General features: G+C 40.9%; 21 protein-coding genes. 6 read left to right on the top strand and 15 right to left on the bottom strand.

All coding sequences use genetic code 11. The annotated features are described in order from the left end of the window. The first annotated feature begins 73 nt into the window (after window positions 1-73). On the top strand, window positions 74-1144 hold the full coding sequence (gene purM / locus IMO47_RS08030; protein ID WP_196074787.1) for a phosphoribosylformylglycinamidine cyclo-ligase: 1071 nt from the start codon (window positions 74-76) through the stop codon (window positions 1142-1144). Window positions 1145-1152: 8 nt separating this feature from the next. Further along, entirely contained in the window at window positions 1153-1785 is a 633-nt protein-coding gene (gene purN / locus IMO47_RS08025; RefSeq protein ID WP_196074788.1) for a phosphoribosylglycinamide formyltransferase, read from the top strand. Window positions 1786-1940: 155 nt separating this feature from the next. Here purN and IMO47_RS08020 read toward each other — a convergent pair whose 3' ends face one another. Together IMO47_RS08020 and sppA are read right to left on the bottom strand one after the other, a co-directional pair. Next, window positions 1941-2738, bottom strand: a complete 798-nt coding sequence (locus tag IMO47_RS08020; RefSeq protein ID WP_196074800.1) for an alpha/beta hydrolase — start codon at window positions 2736-2738, stop codon at window positions 1941-1943. A gap of 378 nt (window positions 2739-3116) precedes the next feature. Next, window positions 3117-4148, bottom strand: coding sequence for a signal peptide peptidase SppA (gene sppA / locus IMO47_RS08015; RefSeq protein WP_196074789.1), 1032 nt, complete (start codon window positions 4146-4148; stop codon window positions 3117-3119). Between the two features lie 194 nt (window positions 4149-4342). On the opposite strand from sppA, the gene IMO47_RS08010 reads away from it, so the two are divergent. Beyond that, a complete protein-coding gene (locus IMO47_RS08010) occupies window positions 4343-5302 on the top strand; it encodes a lysophospholipid acyltransferase family protein (RefSeq protein WP_196074790.1) in 960 nt (319 codons plus the stop codon). Here the strand turns inward: IMO47_RS08010 and IMO47_RS08005 are convergent. The 3 genes from IMO47_RS08005 to IMO47_RS07995 all read right to left on the bottom strand — a co-directional run bounded on the left by IMO47_RS08005 (window position 5273) and on the right by IMO47_RS07995 (window position 9774). Then, window positions 5273-7729, bottom strand: coding sequence for a DNA internalization-related competence protein ComEC/Rec2 (locus IMO47_RS08005; protein ID WP_196074791.1), 2457 nt, complete (start codon window positions 7727-7729; stop codon window positions 5273-5275). The two genes, IMO47_RS08010 and IMO47_RS08005, sit on opposite strands and share 30 nt — an antisense overlap. A 118-nt stretch (window positions 7730-7847) precedes the next feature. Next, window positions 7848-8546: a lipoprotein-releasing ABC transporter ATP-binding protein LolD gene (gene lolD / locus IMO47_RS08000; RefSeq protein WP_196074792.1), complete on the bottom strand. Its 699-nt coding sequence runs from the start codon at window positions 8544-8546 to the stop codon at window positions 7848-7850. Next, a complete protein-coding gene (locus IMO47_RS07995) occupies window positions 8539-9774 on the bottom strand; it encodes a lipoprotein-releasing ABC transporter permease subunit (RefSeq protein ID WP_121774764.1) in 1236 nt (411 codons plus the stop codon). Before IMO47_RS07995 ends, lolD begins: the two co-directional genes overlap by 8 nt. Window positions 9775-9796: 22 nt before the next feature. On the opposite strand from IMO47_RS07995, the gene IMO47_RS07990 reads away from it, so the two are divergent. Together IMO47_RS07990 and IMO47_RS07985 are read left to right on the top strand one after the other, a co-directional pair. Next, window positions 9797-10372: a PilZ domain-containing protein gene (locus IMO47_RS07990; protein ID WP_005029975.1), complete on the top strand. Its 576-nt coding sequence runs from the start codon at window positions 9797-9799 to the stop codon at window positions 10370-10372. 22 nt (window positions 10373-10394) lie between these two features. Then, window positions 10395-11018 (top strand): LysE family translocator, encoded by a 624-nt coding sequence (locus IMO47_RS07985; RefSeq protein WP_196074793.1) that lies wholly within the window; start codon window positions 10395-10397, stop codon window positions 11016-11018. Between the two features lie 248 nt (window positions 11019-11266). Here the strand turns inward: IMO47_RS07985 and IMO47_RS07980 are convergent, their stop codons facing one another. Beyond that, window positions 11267-12103 (bottom strand): SDR family oxidoreductase, encoded by an 837-nt coding sequence (locus IMO47_RS07980; RefSeq protein WP_196074794.1) that lies wholly within the window; start codon window positions 12101-12103, stop codon window positions 11267-11269. Window positions 12104-12177: 74 nt separating this feature from the next. Next, on the bottom strand, window positions 12178-13680 hold the full coding sequence (locus tag IMO47_RS07975) for an NAD(P)/FAD-dependent oxidoreductase (RefSeq protein ID WP_196074795.1): 1503 nt from the start codon (window positions 13678-13680) through the stop codon (window positions 12178-12180). Between the two features lie 109 nt (window positions 13681-13789). On the opposite strand from IMO47_RS07975, the gene IMO47_RS07970 reads away from it, so the two are divergent. Then, the gene (locus tag IMO47_RS07970; RefSeq protein ID WP_196074796.1) at window positions 13790-14425 is read left to right on the top strand and encodes a TetR/AcrR family transcriptional regulator; all 636 of its coding nucleotides are present in this window, start codon (window positions 13790-13792) and stop codon (window positions 14423-14425) included. 101 nt (window positions 14426-14526) lie between these two features. On the opposite strand, the gene IMO47_RS07965 is transcribed toward IMO47_RS07970, so the two are convergent. From IMO47_RS07965 to hutU, 8 genes are all read right to left on the bottom strand, one after another. Next, window positions 14527-15042: a hypothetical protein gene (locus IMO47_RS07965; protein ID WP_196074797.1), complete on the bottom strand. Its 516-nt coding sequence runs from the start codon at window positions 15040-15042 to the stop codon at window positions 14527-14529. A 123-nt stretch (window positions 15043-15165) separates the two neighbouring features. Then, window positions 15166-15624 (bottom strand): lysozyme inhibitor LprI family protein, encoded by a 459-nt coding sequence (locus IMO47_RS07960; RefSeq protein ID WP_196074798.1) that lies wholly within the window; start codon window positions 15622-15624, stop codon window positions 15166-15168. Between the two features lie 484 nt (window positions 15625-16108). Further along, the gene (locus tag IMO47_RS07955) at window positions 16109-17380 is read right to left on the bottom strand and encodes a Glu/Leu/Phe/Val dehydrogenase (protein ID WP_196075261.1); all 1272 of its coding nucleotides are present in this window, start codon (window positions 17378-17380) and stop codon (window positions 16109-16111) included. Window positions 17381-17414: 34 nt separating this feature from the next. Then, window positions 17415-18338 (bottom strand): formimidoylglutamase, encoded by a 924-nt coding sequence (hutG, locus tag IMO47_RS07950; RefSeq protein WP_196075260.1) that lies wholly within the window; start codon window positions 18336-18338, stop codon window positions 17415-17417. A 33-nt stretch (window positions 18339-18371) separates the two neighbouring features. After that, the gene (gene hutI, locus IMO47_RS07945) at window positions 18372-19577 is read right to left on the bottom strand and encodes an imidazolonepropionase (RefSeq protein ID WP_196075259.1); all 1206 of its coding nucleotides are present in this window, start codon (window positions 19575-19577) and stop codon (window positions 18372-18374) included. Between the two features lie 51 nt (window positions 19578-19628). Beyond that, complete coding sequence (locus IMO47_RS07940) at window positions 19629-21041, bottom strand: amino acid permease (protein WP_196075258.1); 1413 nt, start codon at window positions 21039-21041, stop codon at window positions 19629-19631. Window positions 21042-21105: 64 nt separating this feature from the next. Beyond that, on the bottom strand, window positions 21106-22644 hold the full coding sequence (gene hutH, locus IMO47_RS07935) for a histidine ammonia-lyase (RefSeq protein ID WP_196075257.1): 1539 nt from the start codon (window positions 22642-22644) through the stop codon (window positions 21106-21108). Window positions 22645-22733: 89 nt separating this feature from the next. After that, on the bottom strand, window positions 22734-24410 hold the full coding sequence (gene hutU / locus IMO47_RS07930) for a urocanate hydratase (RefSeq protein ID WP_196075256.1): 1677 nt from the start codon (window positions 24408-24410) through the stop codon (window positions 22734-22736). Between the last annotated feature and the right edge of the window lie 25 nt (window positions 24411-24435).

Raw genomic sequence — 24435 nt, 5'->3', positions numbered from 1 at the left:
TTTTGCCGCATAAATAACATAAGAGTTTCGTATATTCAGGTATAATCCTCGCGCGAATGCGGAGACTTCAATTATGAGCAACTCAACTTCTACCCCAAACACTGGTTTAAGCTATAAAGACGCTGGTGTCGATATTGAAGCGGGCGACGCACTTGTCGATCGAATCAAATCAGTCGCTAAACGCACAACACGCCCTGAAGTAATGGGTGGTTTAGGCGGCTTCGGTGCACTTTGCAAAATTCCTAAAGGTTATGAAGAACCAGTTCTTGTATCAGGTACAGATGGTGTCGGTACAAAACTACGTTTAGCTTTAAACTTAAACCGTCATGACACAATTGGTCAAGACTTGGTTGCAATGTGTGTAAACGACCTTTTAGTGTGTGGTGCAGAACCTTTATTCTTCCTTGATTATTATGCAACAGGCCATCTCAATGTAGATGTTGCTGCAAATGTCGTGACTGGTATTGGTCAAGGCTGTGAACTTGCAGGCTGTGCTTTAGTCGGTGGTGAAACTGCTGAAATGCCAGGAATGTATGAAGGCGAAGACTATGATCTTGCAGGTTTTTCTGTAGGTGTTGTTGAAGCAAGCAAAATTATTGATGGCTCTAAAGTTAAAGCGGGTGACGTTTTGATTGGTTTAGCATCTTCTGGTGCGCATTCAAATGGTTACTCTTTGCTTCGTAAAATCCTTGATGTAAAAAATGTCGATTTGACACAACTTGTAGAGGGTCGCCCTCTTGCAGATGTTGCGATGGAACCTACGCGTATTTATGTAAAACCTGTTCTTGAACTTTGCAAACAAGTTGATGTTCATGCCATGGCACATATTACGGGTGGCGGTTTACCTGGAAATTTACCTCGTGTATTGCCAAATGGTGCGCAAGCAGTCATTCAAGAATCTTCATGGGAATGGCCTGAGCTATTCAAACTGTTACAACGTGAAGGTGGTGTTGAACAATTCGAGATGTATCGTACTTTCAACTGTGGCGTAGGCATGGTGATTGCTGTTGATGCGAATGATGCAGATAAAACGATTGAAGTATTGACCACACAAGGCGAAAAAGCTTGGAAAATTGGTCATATTCAAGAAAATTCAGCTTCTGTTGAAGGCGCTGACGAAAAAATTCGTGTCATTTTTGCCTAAGTTTTCGCATGATTAAAATTGCTGTACTTGTTTCAGGCAGTGGAAGCAATCTACAAGCCTTGATTGACGCCAATCTTTCAGGGCAAATCGTAGGAGTCATTTCCAATAAACCTGAAGCATACGCTTTAGAGCGTGCGACAAAGGCAGGCATTGCGACTCGCGTGATTGAACATAAAAATTATTCCAATCGTGAAGCATTTGATGATGTCATGCATCAACAATTAAAAGATTGGGATGTTGATCTGGTCATTCTCGCGGGATTTATGCGTATCCTGAGTGCCCAATTTGTAAATGCTTGGCAAGGCAAAATGGTCAATATCCATCCTTCCCTGTTGCCAAACTACAAAGGCATGCATACCCATCAACGCGTTTTAAACACTGGGGATGTATGGCATGGCTGTACTGTGCATTATGTCACCGCGGAATTGGATGCAGGTCAAGCATTGACACAAGGAATTTTAAAAGTTGATTTGCATGACAATGCTCAATCTCTTGCGGCACGTGTACATGTCCTTGAACATTTAATTTACCCTCAAGCCGTTGAATGGATCTGCAATGGTACCCTGCAGCATTTGGACAATGGTCAAGTGTTGTATAGAGGGCAAGTGCTTGAGAAACCAATTCAGTTCTGTCAGTTTTAGACAATATTTGAGTTGAAATATGCTCTAAAAAAAATGCATCTCAGGATGCATTTTTTTCACTGAAAACATTCAACTGAACATGGTAAAGCTTCCAATCAGATTCAATATGTGTGCAACAGTCAGTCTGTTGAAAAATCTATACGCCCTTAAAACAACTATTTATTTCGTATCAATTGCTTGACCAGTTCAACAGTTTCAACTGGATGTTCCAAAGGGAACATATGACCACCTGACGTAACTGTAAAAGGTATATTAAATTTCTTTTTTACAATTTGAGGAAATTTACGCTTTAAAAATGGACTTTCTGAACCAATCACCAAATCTACAGGTACCTGAGGTTGTGGATGCGGCAGCCACCAATAAGATGGTCCACTTCTAAAAATTGCAACTTCCACATCTTTAGGAATGGTTAAGGTGACTCCACCGCACACATGATCTTCCGTTAAGGCATGGTCAATATATGCTTGGAAACAATCTTCATCAAAATGCTGGTAAAAACCTTTGGGTCTCAGGAGCTCTGCTGCTTGTTGACGTGATTCCCAATGATCCCGTCGTCGTAAACTCAAATGTGCTGGCGTGATTTGATCGACTTTTTTTGGGAAAAAAGTTTTTGCGAGATTAAAAAATAATGAAGCTTTGCCCATAATTAAAGGAGGGTCTAATAGAATCGCTTGCTCAAATAAATCTGGACGTTTAAAAGCAGCCAAAAATGTCGCAACAGAACCTAAAGAATGCCCTAGCCCGATCACTTTACGGCCACTGGATTGCTGGACAATGCTATCTATCACTTGATCAGCAAAGTTCGACCAATTGCTATCGATTGGATAACGTTGATCGGTTCCCAACAATGACACATAGATGACATCATATTGATCTTTCAATAATTCAAACAGTTTTGTATATACCTTTGAAGGTACGCCATTGGCATGGGCAAAATGAATAACAGGTTTCATATGAGATAAGCGGGTCATGTGTTCCTTTTACATTCAAAAATCTAGGCAATTGAAAACACTGTATAGGATAATTTGCCTTGCGTTAACCATTTTTTTAGACTGTTTAGACTATTCTTTTGGATGAAGCTTGAATGTATCAATAAAAAATGAGGATATGGAGTATTTTGATTTTGCTGACTTTTCTTTAATCATCCAATGGTATTGATGATTGATCATCCATTCAGGATTGGTATTTTTTATCTGCTGATGAAAGATAGATGATTTCTTTCTGGTGTAGCACTAAATTTACAAAACGCTGACGATCAGCGTATAAACCAGTTTTCATGCCGTAAAGCGTGTTCAACCAGTGACCACGCTTTACATATCATGTATTTAAAACTATTGCATTTTTACATCTTGATTCATACCCAGTTTTTGGTTGATTGTCTCACCGAGACCATGCCCCATTTCCGACCCCATACGTCCAAGAATTGAATCAAATGGGCTTCGTTCAACTGTGTAATTGACTGTTTTCTTAACCTTTAACTCGCGTTTTAAACTTTCGATATTGCCGGCTTTATCAGCGATACCCAATTTAATCGCTTGTTCGCCTGTCCAGAATAAGCCAGAGAAGATTGCTGGATCTTGAGATTTGAGTTTGGCACCACGACCTTGTTTTACTGCATCAATAAAATGCGCATGTACATTGTCTAATAACGCCTGAATATGTGCACGTTGTTCTGGGTTAATAGGTTTGGTCATACTGAGGATATCTTTATTGTTCCCAGATGTCATCGTACGGTCTTCAACACCTAGCTTTTGTGCTAAACCACTGACCCCATAGTTTGGCATAATGACACCAATAGAGCCGACCAAACTTGATGGATTTACCCAAATCTCATCCGCTGCAGAAGCAATATAGTAAGCACCTGATGCACCCATATCACCAATTACGGCATATACTTTTTTATCAGGATTCTGCTTTTTAAGATACTGAATTTCCTGCCAAATATCATCTGATTGAACAGGAGAGCCACCAGGTGAGTTGACATTCAATACTACAGCTTTGGCAGATTTAGCTTCGAAAGCTTTCTTCAATGATTTGATCGTATCGGTACTATTCACACCCTGACTGCTTGAGTCGATTGTGCCAATAATATTGACCACGCCTAAATGGTTTTCGGAGGTCATTGAACCATCATCTGCACTCGATAAAGAACAACTTTTGACGAATGCAACCAAAACAAAGAGAATATACAGAAAAGTCAGAATCTTGAAGAAAATTCCCCAACGTCGACTACGACGCTGTTCCTCCACAGAAGCAAGCACTGCTTTTTCCAAGATCTTCCATTCCTGCCCTGTAGGCTGCTGACCTACATTCGAGTTCAAATTTGTATTGTCATTTTGAGGTTTAGGTGGCCAATCGGACATTTATACCATCCAAATTAATTATTCATGCTTCATTATATACACTGAATCCGTATAATCTATTTAATCATTACGATTTAACTTATAATATTTCGCTAAATCTTAAAATTAGGGCGTGTTGATTTTGCGTAGAGGCTTATAATGCCAGCGAAAATCAAGCTCCCCCTATTCACCTCAGTATTAATTTCTTGATCCAGATGACTGATAAACATAAAACCATAACCACACGACTACTTAATTTCTTTAGCCAGCTTCCTATCCCAGTGGCTCGTTTTATTGCCCGAATTTTAGCTGGATTGGTCAATTTATTGCGTATCACCAAGACATCTGAAACTATTCGTCTTAATATTGAAATATGCTTTCCAGAATTAGACAAAGCGCAACGCGAAAAAATTACCGAACATGCCATTCGTAACGAATTACAGTCCTATATGGAATTTTTTACCGTATGGGGTGGATCAAATCAAAAAAATATTGATCGTATTCATCAGATTCAAGGTGAACACTTTTTTCATGATGCCATTGCAGCAGGCAAAGGCTTAGTATTAATCGTGCCGCATTTTGGGACTTGGGAAGTCATGAATGCTTGGTTTGCACAATATACTCAAATGACCATCATGTATGAACCGATCAAGGACGTCAGTGCAGATGATTTTGTACGTGCTGCACGGAGTCGAGAAAATGCTACGCTTGTACCTACGGATGAGTCAGGTGTGCGTCGAATTTTTAGAGCCTTGAAACAGGGTGGTACAACCGTCATTCTGCCGGATCATACCCCTCATCAAGGGGGTGAACTGATTGAGTACTTTGGTATACCCCTTTCTTCAAGCAATTTAAGTGCAAAATTAATTCAAAAAACCAAAGCCAAAGCACTATTCTTATATGCCATCAGAAATGACAACCAAGGTTTTGACATGGTCATTCAACCAGTGGATGAAGAAATCTATCAAGTTGATGCCAATCAAGGCACACGGATCATTTACCAATTGTTGGAACAGCTTATTTGCCAATATCCCGAACATTATCATTGGAGTTATAAACGCTTTAAAGCCCATCCGCAGCTTAAGCAGATTTATAATGTTCCCAATAAAGAAGCCATGGAAATGGCGAATCTCATTCGTAATGGTTCAACTTTCAGCCCTACCCAGCCATTTTAGACTGTCACGAAAACCGTTTATTTTCATCTCGCCGTTACGATGAAGATCAATTTGGATCGTCCCCTGCTGACTGGTTGATTTGAGTGGAATATTTAAATGAGCCAGACGTTTCAATACGATCGGATGCGGGTGACCATAACGATTGTTATATCCAGCCGATACAATCGCTAGCTTAGGCTGCAGTTGTTTTAAAAAGGCATACGAGGAACTGTTCTGACTCCCATGATGTCCCAATACCAACACATCTACTTTTAAATCTGGATATTGCTGTAATAAACCAAACTCAGTTTCCCAGCCTGCATCTCCCATCAGCAAAAAGTTTTGATAGGACTTTGATTGCGGTACTTGAATATAGACCACACATGACTGTTCATTTTTATTGTATGCCGCCTGACTGAGTTTATTCTGGGCAGGCGATAGTATTGAAATGCGAATCTCAGCATATTGCCAGACTTGTCCCTGCTGACAATATTCAAATTGATAGTGTTTAAAATCTTCATGTTGTTCATTGGAAAGCACTTTATCAATCTTGATCTGTTCTGCAATCTGTGTAAATGCACCACTATGATCTTGATCCAGATGCGTTAAAATCACTTGATCAAGCTCACGAATCCCTTGCCGCATCAGATAAGGCAACATCACTTGCTGCGCTATGCTGAATTGAGTTTCATCCCATGAACCTCCTGTGTCAATCAGCATTTTATGTTGGGGCAACCTGATCAGTACTGCCTGACCCTGTCCGACATCAAGAACATCCAACTGAAAAATTGAAGGGCTTTGTTGAGGTAAAAGTAGCGGGCTCAAACATAACAGAGCCCAAAATTTGGGAACTGTTCCTTGAGGAAGGAATAAAATAAATAAAGCCAATGCCAGACAGAAAATTTCAAATTGGCTGAATGCCCACCAGCGCAACTCTCCCCCTAAAGATTGATCAAACAGGTCTAATCCTGCGACTAAAATGGACAGAAGCAGATCAGAAAACTGAAATATCCATAATCCAAGCGGCTCAGAAACAATACTCAGAGCAGCGGCTATTATTTCAATAGGGACAATCATCGCCATCATGGGAATGGCTATCAAATTACTCACGGGAGCGAGCCAAGAGAATTGTTGAAACACCCATAGGACCAATGGCATAAGTGCAATAAAAATTTTCCATTGGGATTCGATCAATACATAGATAAAGCGTTTGGCTTGTATCTTCCAAGTGAGAATCTGATGGGGATCCTGTTGCTGGATCGTTTGATAAATTCGAATCAAAATAAAACACGTCCCAAAGGACAAGGCAAACGCCGCAGAAAGAATACTAAAAGGGTCCAGCAACAATAAAATACTGGCAGCCAACAATAAATGTTTTAGCGGTTGAATTTTTTGTTTTAACAGAATGATCAGACTTAAAATGATGATCGTCAGCATGGTTCGAAGTGCTGGAATTTCAAATCCGACAAAAGCAGTGTAAAACACCACACAGATTAAAAATGGGTAGACCATCAAATAAGGTCGCGGCACTTTTAAAAAAATAGACGAGAAAAATTGCTTGATGAAAAAATTGAATAAAAAGCAAAATAACGTCGCAAAAATCAACACATGAGGACCAGAGATTGCCAATAGATGGGAAATTCCCGTTTTTTTAAATAAATCTTGTATCGTACTTGGTAATAAACTTTCATCTCCTGTTAACAATGCCAGCAATAACCCTTTATGCTGCAAGGATGAATGAGCAATTAAGTTCCTAAAATCGAATCGTAATTTTTCTATTTTCAATTGTGCCTGTTTCCACCATGCCTGTTGACGGTCAATAAAGGCAGCATAGCCCATCCGCTTAACTTGATCAGGCGCAATGAGATCAATGGACTGAGGGTGCAATATGCCCAAAATATTTTCCTGAATACTCCATTTTTCTTTATCAAATGTGCCTTCTACTGCAAAACCGTGGACAGGCTTAATTTGACCTGTCACCCGATAGTACTGCCCCAATTTTAAAAGCTCCGCTTGGGAAGGATTAACATATAACAGTAGCTGTATGGTCTGTTGAGGAGCTAACAGCTGAACTTTTTGTTGGATCGTTGCTGTATTTGAAAATCTATCGCCAGATATTGTCGTTTTTTGCTTAACTTTATTGATATGGGCAATATAGATAATGTGTTCGATTTGACCGTGTGCGGCATCTCTTAAATTCAGTCGTTGCTCTAATGCACTGTCTGCATAATACCAGCCGATCAAGCCGCTGAGTAAAGTGATTAAAGCTGTGCGAAAAAGTTTAAAATAGATGGAACCTATAATTTTGTAGTTAAAATAATGAAATAAAATCAGCAGAAGATTTGCCCCGATACCTAAAACAAGGAACAGATTGACATGCTGTGGCAAGGGATAGCCCAGCAGTGAAATACCCACCACCCATCCGACCAAGATGAAATATATATACATATAATTGTTCAATTTTATTGTTTTCGGTATGTTTGTGCTGATTAAGCCCAAGTTTTGGACTTAATCATGAATTATGAATATACACTTAATATTGCATCATTAAAATGACTAAAATCTTCTATTCACCTACCCAGATACCATCTTGCATATGCAAAATACGATCTGCAGATTTTGCCAATTGCTCATCATGGGTCACGATTAACATTGCCATATTGAATTCCTCACGTAAATCACGTAGCAACTCAAAAATAGATTTTGCTGTCTTACGATCAAGATTACCGGTTGGCTCGTCCGCCAGCATCAACTTAGGCTGGGTGACTAAGGCACGCGCCAAAGCCACGCGTTGGCGTTCACCTCCCGATAGTTCACCCGGTTGGTGAGTTAAACGATGCGATAACCCAACCCGTTCAAGCAAAAACTCAGCGCGTGCTTTAACCTGCTTAAATTCAGCATCTTTTCTTAACATCAACGGCATCGCAACATTTTCAAGCGCAGTAAATTCTGGCAATAAATGATGGAATTGATAAACAAAACCTAAGTTTTCGTTGCGTAAAAAGCCTCGCTCCGCTTCACCCAAATTGTCAAACCGTTTGCCATTTAGATTGACCATTCCCTGACTTGGGCGATCCAAACCACCTAAAATATGCAACAAGGTACTTTTACCGGAGCCGCTTGAACCAACAATAGATACAAATTCACCTTGATGAACCTGTAGGGACAAGTCTTTGATCACCTCTACATGTGATTTTCCATCTGTAAATGATCTATAAATATTTTTCGCTTCGAGTACCACGGGTTGTACTGCACTACTATTCATAACGAAGCGCCTCCGCAGGTTGAATTTTGGCAGCACGCAATGCAGGATAGATGGTGGCAATAAAGCTTAGACCCAATGATAGCGTCACAATAATCACCACATCTTGCCATCTTAAATATGAAGGTAAATAGTTAATGAAGTAAGCATCAAAAAGGTGTAAGCCAAATGCCGTATTGAGCCAACCGATAAAATTACTGATACCTAGCGCTGAAATTACACCCAGGATTGCTCCCGTAACTGTACCGACAACGCCAATCACTGTTCCCTGTACCATGAAAATTCTTGTGATGGTTGCTGGCGAAGCACCCAGTGTCCTAAGAATCGCGATATCAGATTTTTTATCAGTCACCACCATCACCAGTGAAGAAACGATATTGAATGCAGCCACCAAGACAATCAGGAAAAGCAATAAACTGACCATTGCTTTTTCCATTTGAATTGCACTGAACAAATTCCCATGTGTATAAGTCCAGTCAGAAGCATAAAACCCACTTGGCAAATCGCGCACAATTTCATTGGCAACTTGAGGCGCTTGAAAAATATCATCAAGCTTCATGCGAATCCCCTGCGCACCATCTGGAAGGCGTAACAGGGTTGAAGCATCATTTAATGCAATATAACCCAAGCTAGAATCAACTTCTGCACCAATGCTAAAAATTCCTACGATTTTAAAACGCTTAAAACGAGGAACAACGCCTGCTGGAGAAGGTGTTGCTTCCGGTAAAACCAAAGTGACGTTGTCATTGAGACTCAAACCAAGCGCATCAGCCATTTGTTTGCCTAAAACAATGCCATATTCTCCTTTTTTCAGTTGATCTATGCTGCCTTCCACCATATGATTTTGAATGATTGAAACCTTTTTCTCATATTGAGGTTCAATCCCAGTGACCATGATGCCTGCAACTTGTCCCTGAGCAGTGAGCATGCCTTGTAATTGGGTAAATGGCGCAACACCGGTGACGTGTTGATGTTTTTCAATTTTTTTCGCGAGAACTGGCCAGTCTGTTAAAATTTGTGTTGAAGAAACAGTAGCTTGAGGTATCATACCTAAGACACGGTTCTTTAGCTCTCGGTCAAAACCGTTCATAACAGATAAAACTGTAATCAGTACAGCAACCCCTAAGGTCAGACCGATCATGGAAACCAGAGCGATAAAAGAAATAAAGTGATTACTACGCCGCGCGCGAGTGTATCTCAACCCTATATACAGCGAGATTGGTTTAAACATACCATCTAGTCCGAGGTGTTTTATGGAAGCGTTACAGCAGCAAAATGAAATGATTGAACGTCGTGTCATGTCGCGAATTGATGCTGCATTGAGAATCAACTATCAAATCATTTCTGAAGAAGTTGCACTGAACGATCCATATGATCCTAATTTTGTATTACCGCGCTATTTTCTACTACTTGCAGAATTAGATCAATTTGATCATGCACTTCACTACGAATTAGAACAATTAAATGAAAAAGATCAACAAATTGCTCGAATCTTATCCTTATTCAACCAAAAGTTAAACCTTATTACAGGGTCTCTTTACGATTCTATTGTACAAACCATGTTACCAACGCCACAAAACGTTAATTTTTCAGAAAGTGGCTTTAGTTTTATTAGTCAGCAGTATCTTAAACAAGGCAGTTATATTCATGTGACCTTGAGTCATCCTGAAAATTTCTTTCATATTGCCGCCACAGCACAAATTGCCTATTCTGAAACAGTTGAAAACGAGCAGTATCGTGTAGGCGCCTATTTCATTACCTTACATCCGCAAGACAAAGTCAAACTTGCCGAATGTATTCAACAGAATACAATTTCATCCAGTGATTAATCTTTTAAACTGAGATTTGAATATGGATACATCATTATTTGCATTTTCACTGATTGCCTTGGGTATGGCACTAACCCCAGGTCCAAATATGATTTATCTCATTTCAAGATCATTGTGTCAGGGTCGTACAGCAGGTCTAGTCTCCTTGGCAGGTACTGCACTTGGTTTCGTGTTCTATATGTTTTGTGCAGCATTTGGAATTACTGCCCTGTTGATGACGATTCCACTTGCCTATGATGCATTAAAAATAGCAGGCGCAATTTATCTGGTCTACTTGGGTTGGAAAGCCATCAGCTCACCGCAATCCCCCTTTGAAATGCGCAATATTCAGACTTATTCCAATTCAAAACTATTTTTAATGGGTTTCCTGACCAATATACTTAATCCTAAAATTGCCATGATGTATTTGGCTTTACTTCCTCAATTCATCCAGCCGCATGAAGGTGCTGTACTTGTACAAACTTTGAAATTAGGTTTTGTGCAGATTACTGTGAGTTTACTCACCAATGCCTTTTTTATCTTCTCAGCCAGTTCATTTACACAATTTCTAAATCGTCACATACTTTGGTTGAAAGTACAAAAATGGTTTATGGGTACCGTCTTTTTTGGTTTAGCCACACAAATCATCCTCAGTTCAAAAAGATAATATTGCAAATTTTAACATCGTCCAAATTCCTTTCTATGCCATGCCAAACGTTTTATGATGGATCGTGCTTAAAAGGATCTAGAACGCATCATAAAAAATACTTATCCAAGGAATCTATTTTATTGGCGTTTAAATCCTCGTTCACTTGCGACTTTAGTACGTCTCAATTTTTAAAAAGGTGGGATTTTTTGACTGTTATCTTCCCACCGAATTGCTTTAGAACAATAATGGCTTAGCCAGCCAGAACATTATTCTGCCAATTGATGAATTCGTTTGTCATAATCTGAACGTGCAGAATGATCAAGTTTGGTCAGTATTCCATTATCACCCAAGACACGGCGCGCTCCTCGTTGTGCCCATTGTGGCAATAGACCATAAGCACCATACACAGTTTGTAAATAATCAGGAACTGCAATAAACAAACGTGGTTTCACTAAAGCACTTACCACAGCATTGGCAACTTGCTGAGGTGTCACCGCAGGAATTGTCTTTGCCGCATGTTCAGTCCCTAAAGTAAGCTCTGTCAGCACCTTGCTGGGCAAAATTGCAGTAAACTGAATATTGGAATCACGAAACTCTCCAGCCACTGCTTCAGTCAGACCAATCACCGCAAATTTGGTTCCAGAATAAACAGCTGAACCTGGTAAAGCAAAACGTCCGGCAAGCGATGCAATATTGATGATATGTCCTTGCTGCTGTTTGATCAGCTCTAGCAATGCCAACTGCATCCCGATGACTACACCGCGGAAATTAATGTCAATTTGTGCATCCGCCAAGGCAGGATCTTCATCAATAAATGCACCCATTGGCATAATACCTGCGTTATTCACCAATGAATAAAGACTGCCATAATGTTGAATCGTATTTTCAATAAATTGGGCAAATGATGTGCGATCTCTTACATCGACTTGAAAAGCTTTGGCACCTATCCGTTTTGCTTCTGTTTCAGCCAGCGCTAGATCAAGATCACCGATACTGACTTTCGCACCCAATGCGATCAAAGCTTCCGCAGTAGCCAAACCGATACCCCGTGCTGCACCTGTAATCGCAATCACTTTCCCTTTTAATTGTTGTTTTTTAAACATGGTTGTGTCCTTTATCTAATCCACAATTTAAGTTGCTTATTTTGAGGAAAATATCACTTTGTATTTAGCAATAATCATGATGCCGATTTTGTCCCGGGTTTATAATCGACACGATACTCTCGAAGATTAAAACGCTTCATTTTTTCACGCAGTTTAAATGTGGTCCACGGCCAGACTGTACTGTTACGACCATTCCGATCAATAAAATAACTTTGGCAGCCCCCTTTATTCCACACTGTGGTCTGCAAAGCAGCTTGAACTTCTTCATTAAAGATTCTGGTCAGTTTTGGATGGGGCTCGATGGTTTGAATTCCCAATCGCATCGCCTGCTTTAAAGCATCCATAATATAGCCCAACTGCGCTTCAATAATGATAAAAGCAGAAGAACTCACTGCTATATTCGGTCCAAACATTAAAAAACCATTCGGACAGTTTTCTACCATTGTGCCCATATAGCCCTCTGGGCTACCTTGCCAGACATCGGACATCCTTTCTCCAAAACGGTTATAGACCCGTTTGGCAATCGGTGGCTCAGCGATTTCAAAGCCAGTTCCAAGAATAATGACATCTGCTTCGCAGCTTTCGCCATTTGAAGCAATTAAAGTATTGCCTCTAATTTCATTTAAACCACTGGCAATGACTGCGACATTGTCTTGTGCTAATGCAGGATACCAATTGTTGGATTGTAAAATACGCTTACAACCAATGATAAAATCAGGGGTGAGCTTTTGGCGTAATTGTGGATTTTTAATATGATAATTTAAATGCCATCGTGCTAATTTTTGAAATTGCTTCATGGCTGCTGGACTTTGGATTCCACCATTAATGGTTTCGAAAATCCCATACACAGATCCACGCATAAGCTGTTGCGTCATCGGCCATAGCTTAAACATGGCACGTACAGGTGCAAGTAAAGGCATATCGGATTTGGGCAATACCCATTGTGCAGTTCGTTGAAACACTGTCAATTTTTTTACAACAGGCTGTATTTGTGGCACAAACTGTAATGCAGATGCTCCTGTTCCAATCACAGCAACACGTTTTCCGGTTAAATCGATATCATGACGCCATTGTGAAGAATGGAAAATCTCTCCTTTAAAATGTTCAATTCCTTGAATATCCGGTAATACTGGTTCATGCATAGGACCACAGGCAAGAATAGCAAATTGCGATCTCACTTCACCTTGATTGGTCTTGATGATCCAACAACTTTCTGTATCCGACCATTGTGCTTCAAGTGCCTCACAATTTAAGTGTACATGTGGCATAACCATGTATTTATCAACAACATCAAACAAATACTGTTTGATTTCCTTCTGTTGAGCAAAAACTCGAGACCAAGCTGGATTTTGTTCAAAAGAATATGAATACAAAGCAGATGGAACATCACAAGCACAGCCTGGATAGGTATTTTCCCGCCATACCCCACCCATTTCAGCGGCTTTTTCCAATAGAATGAAATCTTCAATGCCAGCTTGTTTCAGTTTGATCGCCGCGCCCAGACCTGCGAAACCACCACCGACGATAATGACGCGATAAAAGTTTTGATCCTTTGTATTATTTTTCTTTGGTTCCATGTTAAAAATCGCTTAGAATATGATCGACTGGAATAAAATGTCAAAAACGGAATGACTTGTCAATTTCTATTGTTTAACAATTTAAAAGATTATTTGGTAGTTTTTGCCTATGAGTGAAAAAATCGGTTTAAGTCGTGCAGAACGGCAACGGCTACAGTTGCAAGCAGAAATTTTAGAAGCCGCTTTTTTAGAGTTTTCTGAACGCGGCTATCACCAAACAGCCATTTCAGACATCGCTAAACGTCTGGGTATTGGACACGGTACCTTTTATCGACATTTTAAAAATAAACGCGATATTCTCCAACATGTCATTTCAGACACGATGCAGAAAATCATGGCATTGCTGACTGGTGAAAATGCGCCTCAAGCTGTAAAAAATATTGAGCAATATCGGGAACAGTGTCAGCGTATTTCAGAACGTTTAAGGACTTTTGCTCAAGAAAACCCACGCACTTTAAAATTAGTATTGCTCGAAGCAACATCGATTGATCCTGAAATGACCCAATTTATTCAAAATTTAATGCAGATGGCTGGCATGCTTACGGCTGACTATCTGGAACATGGCGTAGAACTAGGCTTTTTTAGAGAAAATCTGGACTGTGAAAATACAGGACACAACATCATCGGTATGATCTTGAATGGCGCCTTACGCTTTTTAGCCCAACCTGATGACTTGATTGGTTTAGAAAATTATGGAAATTCAATTATTGATTTAATTATCGGAGGAGTTGCAAAGGCTTGTTAAACAGCAACATAACAATATGGCTTAAATAAACCTTGCTTAACACTGGTCTGACAGAGCTACAAAGTTCTGTCAGATGTCTATTCTGGGTCTGTATTTAAAGATCACAAACCATCTTTGCTGGGTTTACAGCCAATCACCATAATATCGGTAATGATGTCACCGGGACCAGTTAATGCAGTGATATTGCATAGATACTGAGCACGTTCTTGGACTGCATTTTGATAATAGCCTGTTGGTCGATATTGATTTTCATAAATCGCACCTACCACACCTTGTCCTCCGGTCTGTCCAACAACACGCTGACCTGCATATTCAGATCCAGTTTGCACAAACTGCTGCACCACATATTGAGAAACAATAGAATTTTCCCACATTGCTGAACCACCTAACTTACTGGCAGGGACACGGTAAGTCGGTGAACCAAAAATATCAATGGCTTTATTTACGTGCTGTCCCACCAATTTATCGGCGGCTTGTTTTACTGGATTAGGTGTAGTGACACAACCGGTAAGTGAAAGCCCCAATGTCAAGGTCGCTAACAGACCGATCAGATTGAGTTTCAATGTACTTGATGACTGTTGAAGAACAGGGTTTATTGCTTGCTGTTTCATCCACATAAAAATTTCCTTTTATTAATTTTTGATTTTGCCTTATTGACCTATATTCTATATGGCCCGATGGCTTTTCATAAAACATTGTTTTGCTTTTTAGAGAAAATTATAATCTGAGAAACTAAAATTTTATGGATCCAGATAATATTCAGCTCTCACCTTACCCTGCTCTAACTCATTTGCACGTTCAGTCACTCGTTCAAGAAATTGCTGATCACAGTCTAATTCAGTAATTTTTTTACTTGATGTTGCGGGCGCATTTTCAGCATCAAATGCTGTCTGATTACACTGATCATCATAGAAGGTATGAAGGGATCGCCACTCTTTTTGCGCATCTAACAATCTTTTTTGTTCAGTGGCTGAGAGTGTCGCCGACAGTTTTTGCTCGGCATTTTTTAACCTTTGATTCTGACGTTGATATTCTGCACTTATACATTTCTGCTTGTTCGTTGATGACTTGGCAGCATGGGTACATTCATCATATGTTTTTGAGTATTGTAATGTCGGTGCAGCCGAGAGTGCCGTTGCAACACCAGACAGACTCACAAATCCCCAAATATATAACCATTTTGAAAATATATTGTTCATACAATTAACCTACAGATCCAAAAACTTTATTGAAGATATTGATATGAATTGTTGATCGCTGGATTTATTTATACGCTAAATTTCAATTCATGTGAAATTGAAACGATAAATGAGAAAATCAATAGCCAATAAAATTTTAAAAAGTAAACACTAAGTAATTATTATTTAATATATTTTCATGACTTTTAGTTGAAAGCCCCGATACCTTTTACAGATCATATCAATGACTTTCGCAAAGATTTCGTTTTGTCTGGTTTGTGAAAGAAAAAATCTACACAGATTTCAGCCTTCACTGTATAAAATAGCTTTCGTAAAATATGATTGATAATTTGGTCACCCTCATGGTGTCTTTAGTGTCAGGTTAAGGCTTGAGTTGAACAGACTTAACATCGACATAATTTTAATTCTATCCTTGGTGTTTTTATCTTGATTAAAAAAAGAACTTTCATGTAAATACATAAAAGTCCTTTTGGATAGGACCTGATTAGCCTGGGAAAATACCACGTTCCATACGTGCCTTTAAAATCCGTTCACACCCCAAAATAAATGCTGCCGTTCTTAAACTGCATATCTTTTCGTTTGAGGTATGCCAGACATCATTGATCGCCTGAACCATTAACTTGTCCAAGCGTTGGTTGATTTCTTCTTCAGACCAAAAGTAGCTCGACATGTCTTGCACCCATTCAAAATAACTGACGGTAACCCCACCTGCATTACAAATCACATCAGGAACTACGGTCACACCACGCTGAATCAAAATATCATCGGCTTCTGGATAAGTCGGACCATTTGCACCTTCCAACACTAATTTTGCGGTTAATTTCTGTGCTCGCTCAATTGTGATTTGCCCTTCCAACGCGGCAGGAATCAAAATATCGATTTCAACATTCCAGAAATCTTCATCGCTGATCATTTCAGCACCCTTGAAACCTGCAACGCCCTGATTAGTCTCTAAATATATTTTTAATTTCGCTAAATCAATGCCTTCTGGATTAAAAATAGTTCCCGTATGATCTTGTATCGCCACAATAAGAGATTGCGATTCTGCAAATAAGTAAGCTGCTTCACTGCCCACATTACCAAAACCTTGAACCGCAATTTTTGCTCCTTTGAGTGGAAGCTTAATTTTTTCGGCAACTTCTCGACCAGTCACAAAAACACCACGGCCTGTGGCTTTAATACGACCTAAAGATCCGCCCAAGTGAATTGGTTTGCCCGTCACAACACCAGTAACAGTATGACCCTGTCCAGATGAATAGGTATCCATAATCCATCCCATTACATTGGGATTGGTACCCACATCAGGGGCTGGAATATCTTTTTGTGGACCAATAATATGACTGATCTCACTGGTATAACGTCGAGTTAAACGTTCTAACTCGCGCGGAGAAAGTTTACGTGGATCAACTCGAACACCGCCTTTTGCACCACCAAAAGGTAAATTTAACACAGCAGTTTTAATTGTCATCCATGCTGAAAGTGCCATAACTTCATTTAAATCAACATCTGGATGATAGCGAATCCCGCCTTTGCCCGGTCCACGTGACAAATTGTGCTGTACACGGTATCCCTCAAAATGCTGAATCGTTCCGTCATCCATCACGATTGGCACATCTACAATCAGTGCACGTTTAGGACGTTTTAATGTGTCTATATAACCCTTGAGATGTTCTAAATAAGGCGTCACCCGTTCGATTTGTTCGAGATAAGTCGACCACGGGCCATGATTTTGAGTGATATAAGATAAATTCGACATGTGTTGTTTTGTCCTTTTAATGCCTTGTATTCAATCATTGATCGAAAAGGTAATTAAAAATAATATAAGCAGCCAATTTGGCGGTTCGGTTGTCCAAATCAAATCTTGGGTTGCATTCAGCAACATCAAGAACTTTAATTTTCCCAGTATTTTTAATGGCTTGAAATAAAGGATCAAATACTGATAAATCAATTCCTTTCACGGCTGGAGCACTTACCCCTGGTGCGATACTGGCACTAAAAACATCTAAATCGACCGTCACATAAAGCACATCAACTTTCTCAATGAACTGATTCATTTTCAGCATGATTGCATCTAAATGAGTTTCTCTTAATGCTTGATCATAAATATAGGTACAATTCAAGCGATCAGCTGTTTCAAATAACACTTGAGTATTTGCATGTTTGGCAACGCCAATACATAGATAGTGAAATTCTTGTTGATATTGTGCTGATAAATGAGCAGCATTTAAAAAAGGTGTTCCCGAGCTTACACGTTCAGCTTCACGCAAATCAAAATGTGCATCAAAGTTGATAATCCCAATTTTTTGATCGGGTTGATGTTTCTGTATATATTGAAATAACCCGGAAAAACTTCCAAACGCCACTTCATGCCCACCACCTAAAATGATGGGTTGGCTTCCAGAGCAAAGACAATCCTCAACCTGATCAGCCAATTCCGCCTGTGCCTTTTCAAGATCACCATCTACACACATTACTGTACCCAAATCCGCAATTGAAAGCGGTTGATGTACGGGTAAATTTGCCAATTGGGCACGAATTGCATCAGGCGCATCTGCTGCACCCAAGCGACCTTTGTTACGCTTCACACCTTCATCTGAACCAAAGCCAATCAATGCATAAGATGCGTGAGCTTGGGTGTTGATCACTTGATGGATACGCAGGTGCGCTGCACCTTCACCATCGTTGCGTCCTTGCCATATAAATGAATGCTTCATAATAAATACAACGCTGTCAAACTGAGTTTAAGGCTAGAATAAAACTTCTGTGCCATGTCTTATAATCCGTTTGGACAAATCGCCACCTAACCAGTAAACAATTTCGGAGGGATGTTCAATATCCCATGCGATAAAATCGGCGAACTTACCTTGTTCCAAACTGCCATGTGTATCTTGCAAGCCAAGTGCAAAAGCAGCATTGATGGTAACAGCCGCCAATGCCTGTTCAGGCGTCAATCGAAATAAAGTACTGCCCATATTCAACATTAAACGCAATGACAGGGTTGGAGAGGTTCCCGGATTTAAATCACTCGACAATGCAATTCGCACACCATGTTTGTGCAAGCTATCCAATGGTGGATATTGAGTTTCTCTCAGAAAATAAAATGCACCAGGTAAAAGCACTGCAACAGTTCCCGAAGCTGCCATGGCTTTGGCATCATCATCAGTCATAAATTCTAAATGATCTGCGGAAAGTGCATGGTAGCGTGCCGCAAGACTTGAACCACCTAAGGATGAAAGCTGCTCAGCATGTAGTTTTACAGGCAGTTTTAAGCTTTGGGCAGCTTTAAAAACACGTTCAACCTGGGCGGGTGAAAATGCCAAATGCTCGCAAAAGGCATCGACCGCATCAATCAAGTCTTCCTGCGCTAGTTTTGGCAGCATTTCATTGCATATATATTCAATATAAGCATCGCTGCGCCCCTGATACTCTGGAGCCAATGCATGCGCAGCCAAACACGTACTGCGTACTGTCATTGGCAATGCATCCGCGATCTGACGGATGACACGAAGCATTTTTCGTTCATTTTGATAGTCCAGACCATAACCTGATTTGATTTCAATCGTGGTTACACCATCTTTAAGCAGACATTGGACTCGTTTCAAGGCTGTGCTTAAAAGTTGCGCTTCACTTGCTTCACGCGTGGCACGAACAGTACTGGCAATTCCGCCACCACTCGCCGCAATTTCTGCATAGCTTAACCCTTGCAAACGTTTTTCAAACTCAATACTTCGATTACCACCAAATACACTGTGTGTATGGCAATCAATCAGACCTGGAGTTAGCCATGCTGCATTGAGATTGATGGTCTCTGCATAATCATCTTCAGGAACATCTTTTCGTGCGCCAATCCAGTGAATATGTGGTCCGAAAGTCACGATTGCAGCATCTTCTATAATGGAATAATGCCCATTTTGCATGGTCGCGATATGACAGTTTGTCCAAAGTTTTTTCATTCACATTTCCTCATACTGCCTATGTAGTCAAGTACATAGGCAGTTTCAGTATTAGCTTTCCATTTCGATATTTTGCTGTAAGTTTGATTTTTCTTTTGCATTATTTCGTTTTGGCTTAACCCAGATCGTGTAAGCAATCCAAAGAATCAACAGCCAACTTGCACCGACATAGATCGCGGGTCTCGAATCCGGGAAATATCCCATCATCAGTAAAATGAAGACCATGAATACAATCGCAAATGCAGGTGCATATGGCCAACCGATCACTGGAAAATCCAGGGCTTTGATTTCTGCCTTCGATAATTTTCGACGCATTGCAACTTGAGAAAGCAGGATCATCAACCAGACCCACACTGTTGCGAAAGTTGCTATTGACGCAATGATAATGAAAACATTTTCAGGAATCAGATAATTCAGTACCACACCAACAAGCAGTACACCGGCCATCACCACAACGGTCATCCAAGGCACACCACTTTTGGAAATTCTTTGGAAGACCTTCGGTGCTTGACCACGATTCGACATACCATACAACATACGACCCGCACCAAACACATCACTGTTGATTGCAGAAATTGCAGCAGTAATCACCACTATGTTTAAAATCGTTGCTGCTGATTGAATACCGAGATTTTCAAAAATCTGGACAAATGGACTGCCTTTGCTGCCAATTTGATTCCATGGGAAAATTGACATCAATACAAAAATAGTTAAAACATAAAATAGTAAAATACGTAATGGAACAGCATTGATTGCACGTGGAATCGATTTTTTAGGATCTTCAGATTCACCTGCAGTAATTCCGATGATTTCAATACCGCCAAATGCAAACACCACAACAGATAAACAGGCAACTAATCCTGCAATGCCGTTGGGCATAAAACCATCATGTATCCATAGATTTTGGATACCTGTGGTGAAGCCACTATGTTCAGCATGAAAACCATAGAACATCAAACCAAAACCACCAAGTATCATCGCCACAATTGCGCTAACCTTGACAATGGATAACCAGAATTCAAGCTCACCAAAAACTTTGACATGAATCAGATTGATTGCACCTAAGAACATAATCAGTGACAAAATCCAGATCCAGCGGGGTACATCAGGATACCAAAATCCCATATATATACCGAAAGCTGTCACATCAGCCAAGGCCACAATGATCATTTCAAAAACATAGGTCCAACCTGTGGTAAATCCTGCAAGTGGACCAATATAGTTAGATGCATATTCGCTAAATGAGCCAGATACTGGATTGTGTACTGCCATCTCACCCAATGCTCGCATTAAGATATAGATCGCAATCCCAGCAACAATGTATGCAAGCAATACGGATGGACCGGCCATTTTAATGGCGGTTGCAGACCCATAGAACAATCCTGTTCCGATGGCTGAGCCTAATGCTAAAAAACGGATATGTCGGGTATTTAACCCCCGCTGTAATGTGGAATGCTGTGACATTATAATCTCCAATCCTTGAGGAAATTTAGATAGATTCGGCCACTCCATGTGGCCGTTTTATTGATCACACTTTAGATAAACTTGGTAATAGCTTTGGAATGAGTAATTCGTTTAAGCAACCACTCGCAAGCAATTCACTTGCCTGTTCAATATCTGGTGCAAAGAAACGGTCTTCGCTGTAATATGGCACTTGATCACGCAGCACTTTGCGTGCTTGCTCCAGTTTTGGTGAACTTTTTAATCCTTCACGGAAATCAAGTCCTTGACATGCTCCCAACCATTCAACTGCCAAGATACCGCGAACATTGTCTGCCATATACCACAAACGTTTCCCTGCATTTGGCGCCATAGATACATGGTCTTCCTGATTGGCTGATGTCGGTAAGCTATCCACACTTGCAGGATGTGCAAGCGCTTTGTTGTCACTCGCCAATGCCGCAGCAGTCACTTGCGCAATCATAAAACCAGAGTTGACACCGCCATTGGCAACTAAAAATGGTGGCAGTTGGGACATATGACGATCCATCATCATTGAAATACGACGTTCAGACAATGAACCGATTTCAGCAATTGCAAGTGCTAGATTATCCGCTGCCATCGCGACCGGTTCAGCGTGGAAATTGCCTCCTGAAATCACATCACCTTCCGCTGCAAACACCAAAGGATTATCAGATACTGCATTTGCTTCGATTTCGAGTACTTCCGCGGCTTGACGTATTTGCGTTAAACATGCACCCATAACCTGTGGCTGGCAGCGTAATGAGTATGGGTCTTGAACCTTGCTGCAATCTTCATGTGAATGGGCAATTTCACTCGAATCGGTCAATAAGTCACGATATGCTGCAGCAACATCAATTTGACCTCGTTGACCTCGAACTTCATGAATGCGTGCATCAAATGGCGCACGTGAACCCAACATTGCTTCAACACTCAAACCACCACACACAGTCGCTGCCGCAAATAAATCTTCGGCTTCAAATAATCCGCGTAGTGCATAAGCTGTGGAAACTTGTGTACCATTTAACAATGCCAAACCTTCTTTGGCTGCTAGAGAAATCGGCTCTAAACCAGCTATTTTAAGTGCCTCAACCGCAGGCAACCATTTCCCTTGATAACGCGCTTTACTTTCACCCAGTAAAACCAGTGACATATGTGCCAATGGTGCCAAGTCACCTGAAGCACCCACTGAACCTTTTAAAGGAATATGCGGATATACTTCAGCGTTGACCAAAGCAAGAATTGCATCAATCACCTTACGGCGAATACCTGAAAAGCCTCGTGCCAAACTATTGGCTTTCAATAGCATGATTAAACGGACCATTGCATCATCTAAGGCTTCGCCCACGCCAGCGGCATGAGAAAGCACTAAAGAACGCTGTAATTGCTCTAAGTCTTCAGGTGCAATTTTTGTTGAAGCAAGTAAACCGAAGCCTGTATTGATACCGTAGGCTGTACGCCCTTCATTGACAATTTTTTCCACACAAGCCACGCTCGCATCGATGCCTTCAGAAGCACTGTCATCGAGTTTAGCTTTGATTGGATTTAAATAAGCTTGACGGAGATCTGCTAGGGTGAGTTTGCCTGGTTGAATTAAAAGTTCCATTATTGACGTCCTGTTTTGCACTGTATTGTTCTGTTACGGTGTTTTCTGCTCAATTGCAAAAAACACCGTAATCGCGATCCTTGTATTTTTTATTGCGTAATCATAGGCAAGTTCAGACCTTGCTCTTTCGCGCAATCAATCGCAATGTCATAACCTGCATCTGCATGACGCATCACACCTGTTGCAGGGTCATTGGTCAGTACACGAGCAATACGTGCTGCTGCTTCATCCGTACCATCACAGACGATCACCACACCTGAATGCTGTGAGAACCCCATACCAACACCGCCGCCATGATGCAATGACACCCAAGTTGCCCCGCCTGCGGTATTTAACAATGCATTCAGTAACGGCCAATCAGACACCGCATCTGAACCATCTTTCATGGCTTCAGTTTCACGGTTGGGACTAGACACTGAACCTGAGTCTAAGTGATCACGACCGATGACGATAGGTGCTGAAAGCTCCCCACTCCGTACCATTTCGTTAAATGCTAAACCCAGTTTTGCACGTAAGCCCAAACCAACCCAACAGATACGTGCAGGCAAACCTTGGAAGCTGATACGTTCACGAGCCATATCCAACCAACGGTGCAAATGCTCATCATCTCGAATCAATTCTTTGACTTTGGCATCTGTTTTATAGATATCTTCTGGATCACCTGAAAGAGCCGCCCAGCGGAAAGGGCCTATGCCTCGACAAAACAGCGGGCGGATATATGCAGGAACAAAACCAGGGAAATCAAAGGCATTTTCCACACCTTCATCTTGTGCCATTTGACGAATGTTATTGCCATAATCAAAAGTTGGAACACCCATCTTCTGAAAATCCAACATGGCTTGAACATGCTTTGCCATGGATTGTTTTGCTGCTTTCACCACAACTTCTGGTTCAGTTTGAGCACGTTGACGATACTCTTCCCATGTCCAGCCAATCGGTAAATAACCATTTAATGGATCATGTGCGCTGGTTTGATCAGTCACCATGTCAGGATGCACACCACGGCGCACCAGTTCAGGTAAAATTTCAGCAGCATTACCATGAAGTGCAATCGAAATTGCCTTGCCTTCTTGCGTGTATTTTTCAATACGTGCTAACGCATCGTCCAGGTCTGCTGCTTGCTCATCAACATAACGTGTACGCAAGCGGAAATCGATGCTGGCTTGTTGACATTCGATATTGAGAGAACATGCGCCTGCCAATGTTGCAGCCAAAGGTTGTGCTCCGCCCATACCACCTAAACCTGCGGTCAGCACCCAACGCCCTTTCAAATCACCGTTATAATGTTGACGACCGGCTTCAACAAAAGTCTCGTATGTGCCTTGTACAATGCCTTGACTGCCAATATAGATCCAAGAACCTGCCGTCATTTGCCCATACATTGCTAAACCTTTGGCATCCATTTCATTGAAATGCTTCCAGTTTGCCCAATGAGGAACAAGGTTTGAGTTAGCAATCAGTACACGTGGTGCATCTTGATGGGTTTTAAATACACCCACTGGCTTACCTGACTGAACCAATAGCGTCTCATCAATTTCTAAATTTTTGAGTGTTTCAACAATCTTGTCAAAACATTCCCAGTTGCGCGCGGCACGACCAATACCACCATAAACAACCAATTCTTTTGGGTTCTCTGCGACATCCGGATCAAGATTATTCATCAACATTCGAAGTGGAGCTTCAGTCAACCAGCTTTTTGTATTGAGTGTCGTACCACGTGGCGCGCGAATCTCTACATCACGAAATTTTGTTGTCGTTGTTGTCACAATAGGACTCCTTCCTTTGAGTTTA

The organism is Acinetobacter sp. Res13-Abat-PEC15-P4-01 (assembly GCF_015676285.1).
GTDB lineage: Bacteria > Pseudomonadota > Gammaproteobacteria > Pseudomonadales > Moraxellaceae > Acinetobacter > Acinetobacter nematophilus.
The sequence above is the reverse complement of the archived record's forward strand: the minus strand, read 5'-3'. Positions and strand labels throughout refer to the sequence as shown.

What these genes read in the sequence shown, in the direction of transcription:
- IMO47_RS07970 (WP_196074796.1), top strand. Translation starts at nt 13,790, where the DNA reads ATGAGTGAAAAAATCGGTTTAAGTCGTGCAGAACGGCAACGGCTACAG.
- IMO47_RS07980 (WP_196074794.1), bottom strand. Translation starts at nt 12,103, where the DNA reads ATGTTTAAAAAACAACAATTAAAAGGGAAAGTGATTGCGATTACAGGT.
- IMO47_RS07975 (WP_196074795.1), bottom strand. Translation starts at nt 13,680, where the DNA reads ATGGAACCAAAGAAAAATAATACAAAGGATCAAAACTTTTATCGCGTC.
- IMO47_RS07990 (WP_005029975.1), top strand. Translation starts at nt 9,797, where the DNA reads ATGGAAGCGTTACAGCAGCAAAATGAAATGATTGAACGTCGTGTCATG.
- purN (WP_196074788.1), top strand. Translation starts at nt 1,153, where the DNA reads ATGATTAAAATTGCTGTACTTGTTTCAGGCAGTGGAAGCAATCTACAA.
- IMO47_RS08020 (WP_196074800.1), bottom strand. Translation starts at nt 2,738, where the DNA reads ATGAAACCTGTTATTCATTTTGCCCATGCCAATGGCGTACCTTCAAAG.
- sppA (WP_196074789.1), bottom strand. Translation starts at nt 4,148, where the DNA reads ATGTCCGATTGGCCACCTAAACCTCAAAATGACAATACAAATTTGAAC.
- IMO47_RS07995 (WP_121774764.1), bottom strand. Translation starts at nt 9,774, where the DNA reads ATGTTTAAACCAATCTCGCTGTATATAGGGTTGAGATACACTCGCGCG.
- IMO47_RS07960 (WP_196074798.1), bottom strand. Translation starts at nt 15,624, where the DNA reads ATGAACAATATATTTTCAAAATGGTTATATATTTGGGGATTTGTGAGT.
- IMO47_RS07965 (WP_196074797.1), bottom strand. Translation starts at nt 15,042, where the DNA reads ATGTGGATGAAACAGCAAGCAATAAACCCTGTTCTTCAACAGTCATCA.
- purM (WP_196074787.1), top strand. Translation starts at nt 74, where the DNA reads ATGAGCAACTCAACTTCTACCCCAAACACTGGTTTAAGCTATAAAGAC.
- IMO47_RS08010 (WP_196074790.1), top strand. Translation starts at nt 4,343, where the DNA reads ATGACTGATAAACATAAAACCATAACCACACGACTACTTAATTTCTTT.
- IMO47_RS07955 (WP_196075261.1), bottom strand. Translation starts at nt 17,380, where the DNA reads ATGTCGAATTTATCTTATATCACTCAAAATCATGGCCCGTGGTCGACT.
- hutI (WP_196075259.1), bottom strand. Translation starts at nt 19,577, where the DNA reads ATGAAAAAACTTTGGACAAACTGTCATATCGCGACCATGCAAAATGGG.
- IMO47_RS07985 (WP_196074793.1), top strand. Translation starts at nt 10,395, where the DNA reads ATGGATACATCATTATTTGCATTTTCACTGATTGCCTTGGGTATGGCA.
- IMO47_RS07940 (WP_196075258.1), bottom strand. Translation starts at nt 21,041, where the DNA reads ATGTCACAGCATTCCACATTACAGCGGGGGTTAAATACCCGACATATC.
- hutG (WP_196075260.1), bottom strand. Translation starts at nt 18,338, where the DNA reads ATGAAGCATTCATTTATATGGCAAGGACGCAACGATGGTGAAGGTGCA.
- IMO47_RS08005 (WP_196074791.1), bottom strand. Translation starts at nt 7,729, where the DNA reads ATGTATATATATTTCATCTTGGTCGGATGGGTGGTGGGTATTTCACTG.
- hutH (WP_196075257.1), bottom strand. Translation starts at nt 22,644, where the DNA reads ATGGAACTTTTAATTCAACCAGGCAAACTCACCCTAGCAGATCTCCGT.
- lolD (WP_196074792.1), bottom strand. Translation starts at nt 8,546, where the DNA reads ATGAATAGTAGTGCAGTACAACCCGTGGTACTCGAAGCGAAAAATATT.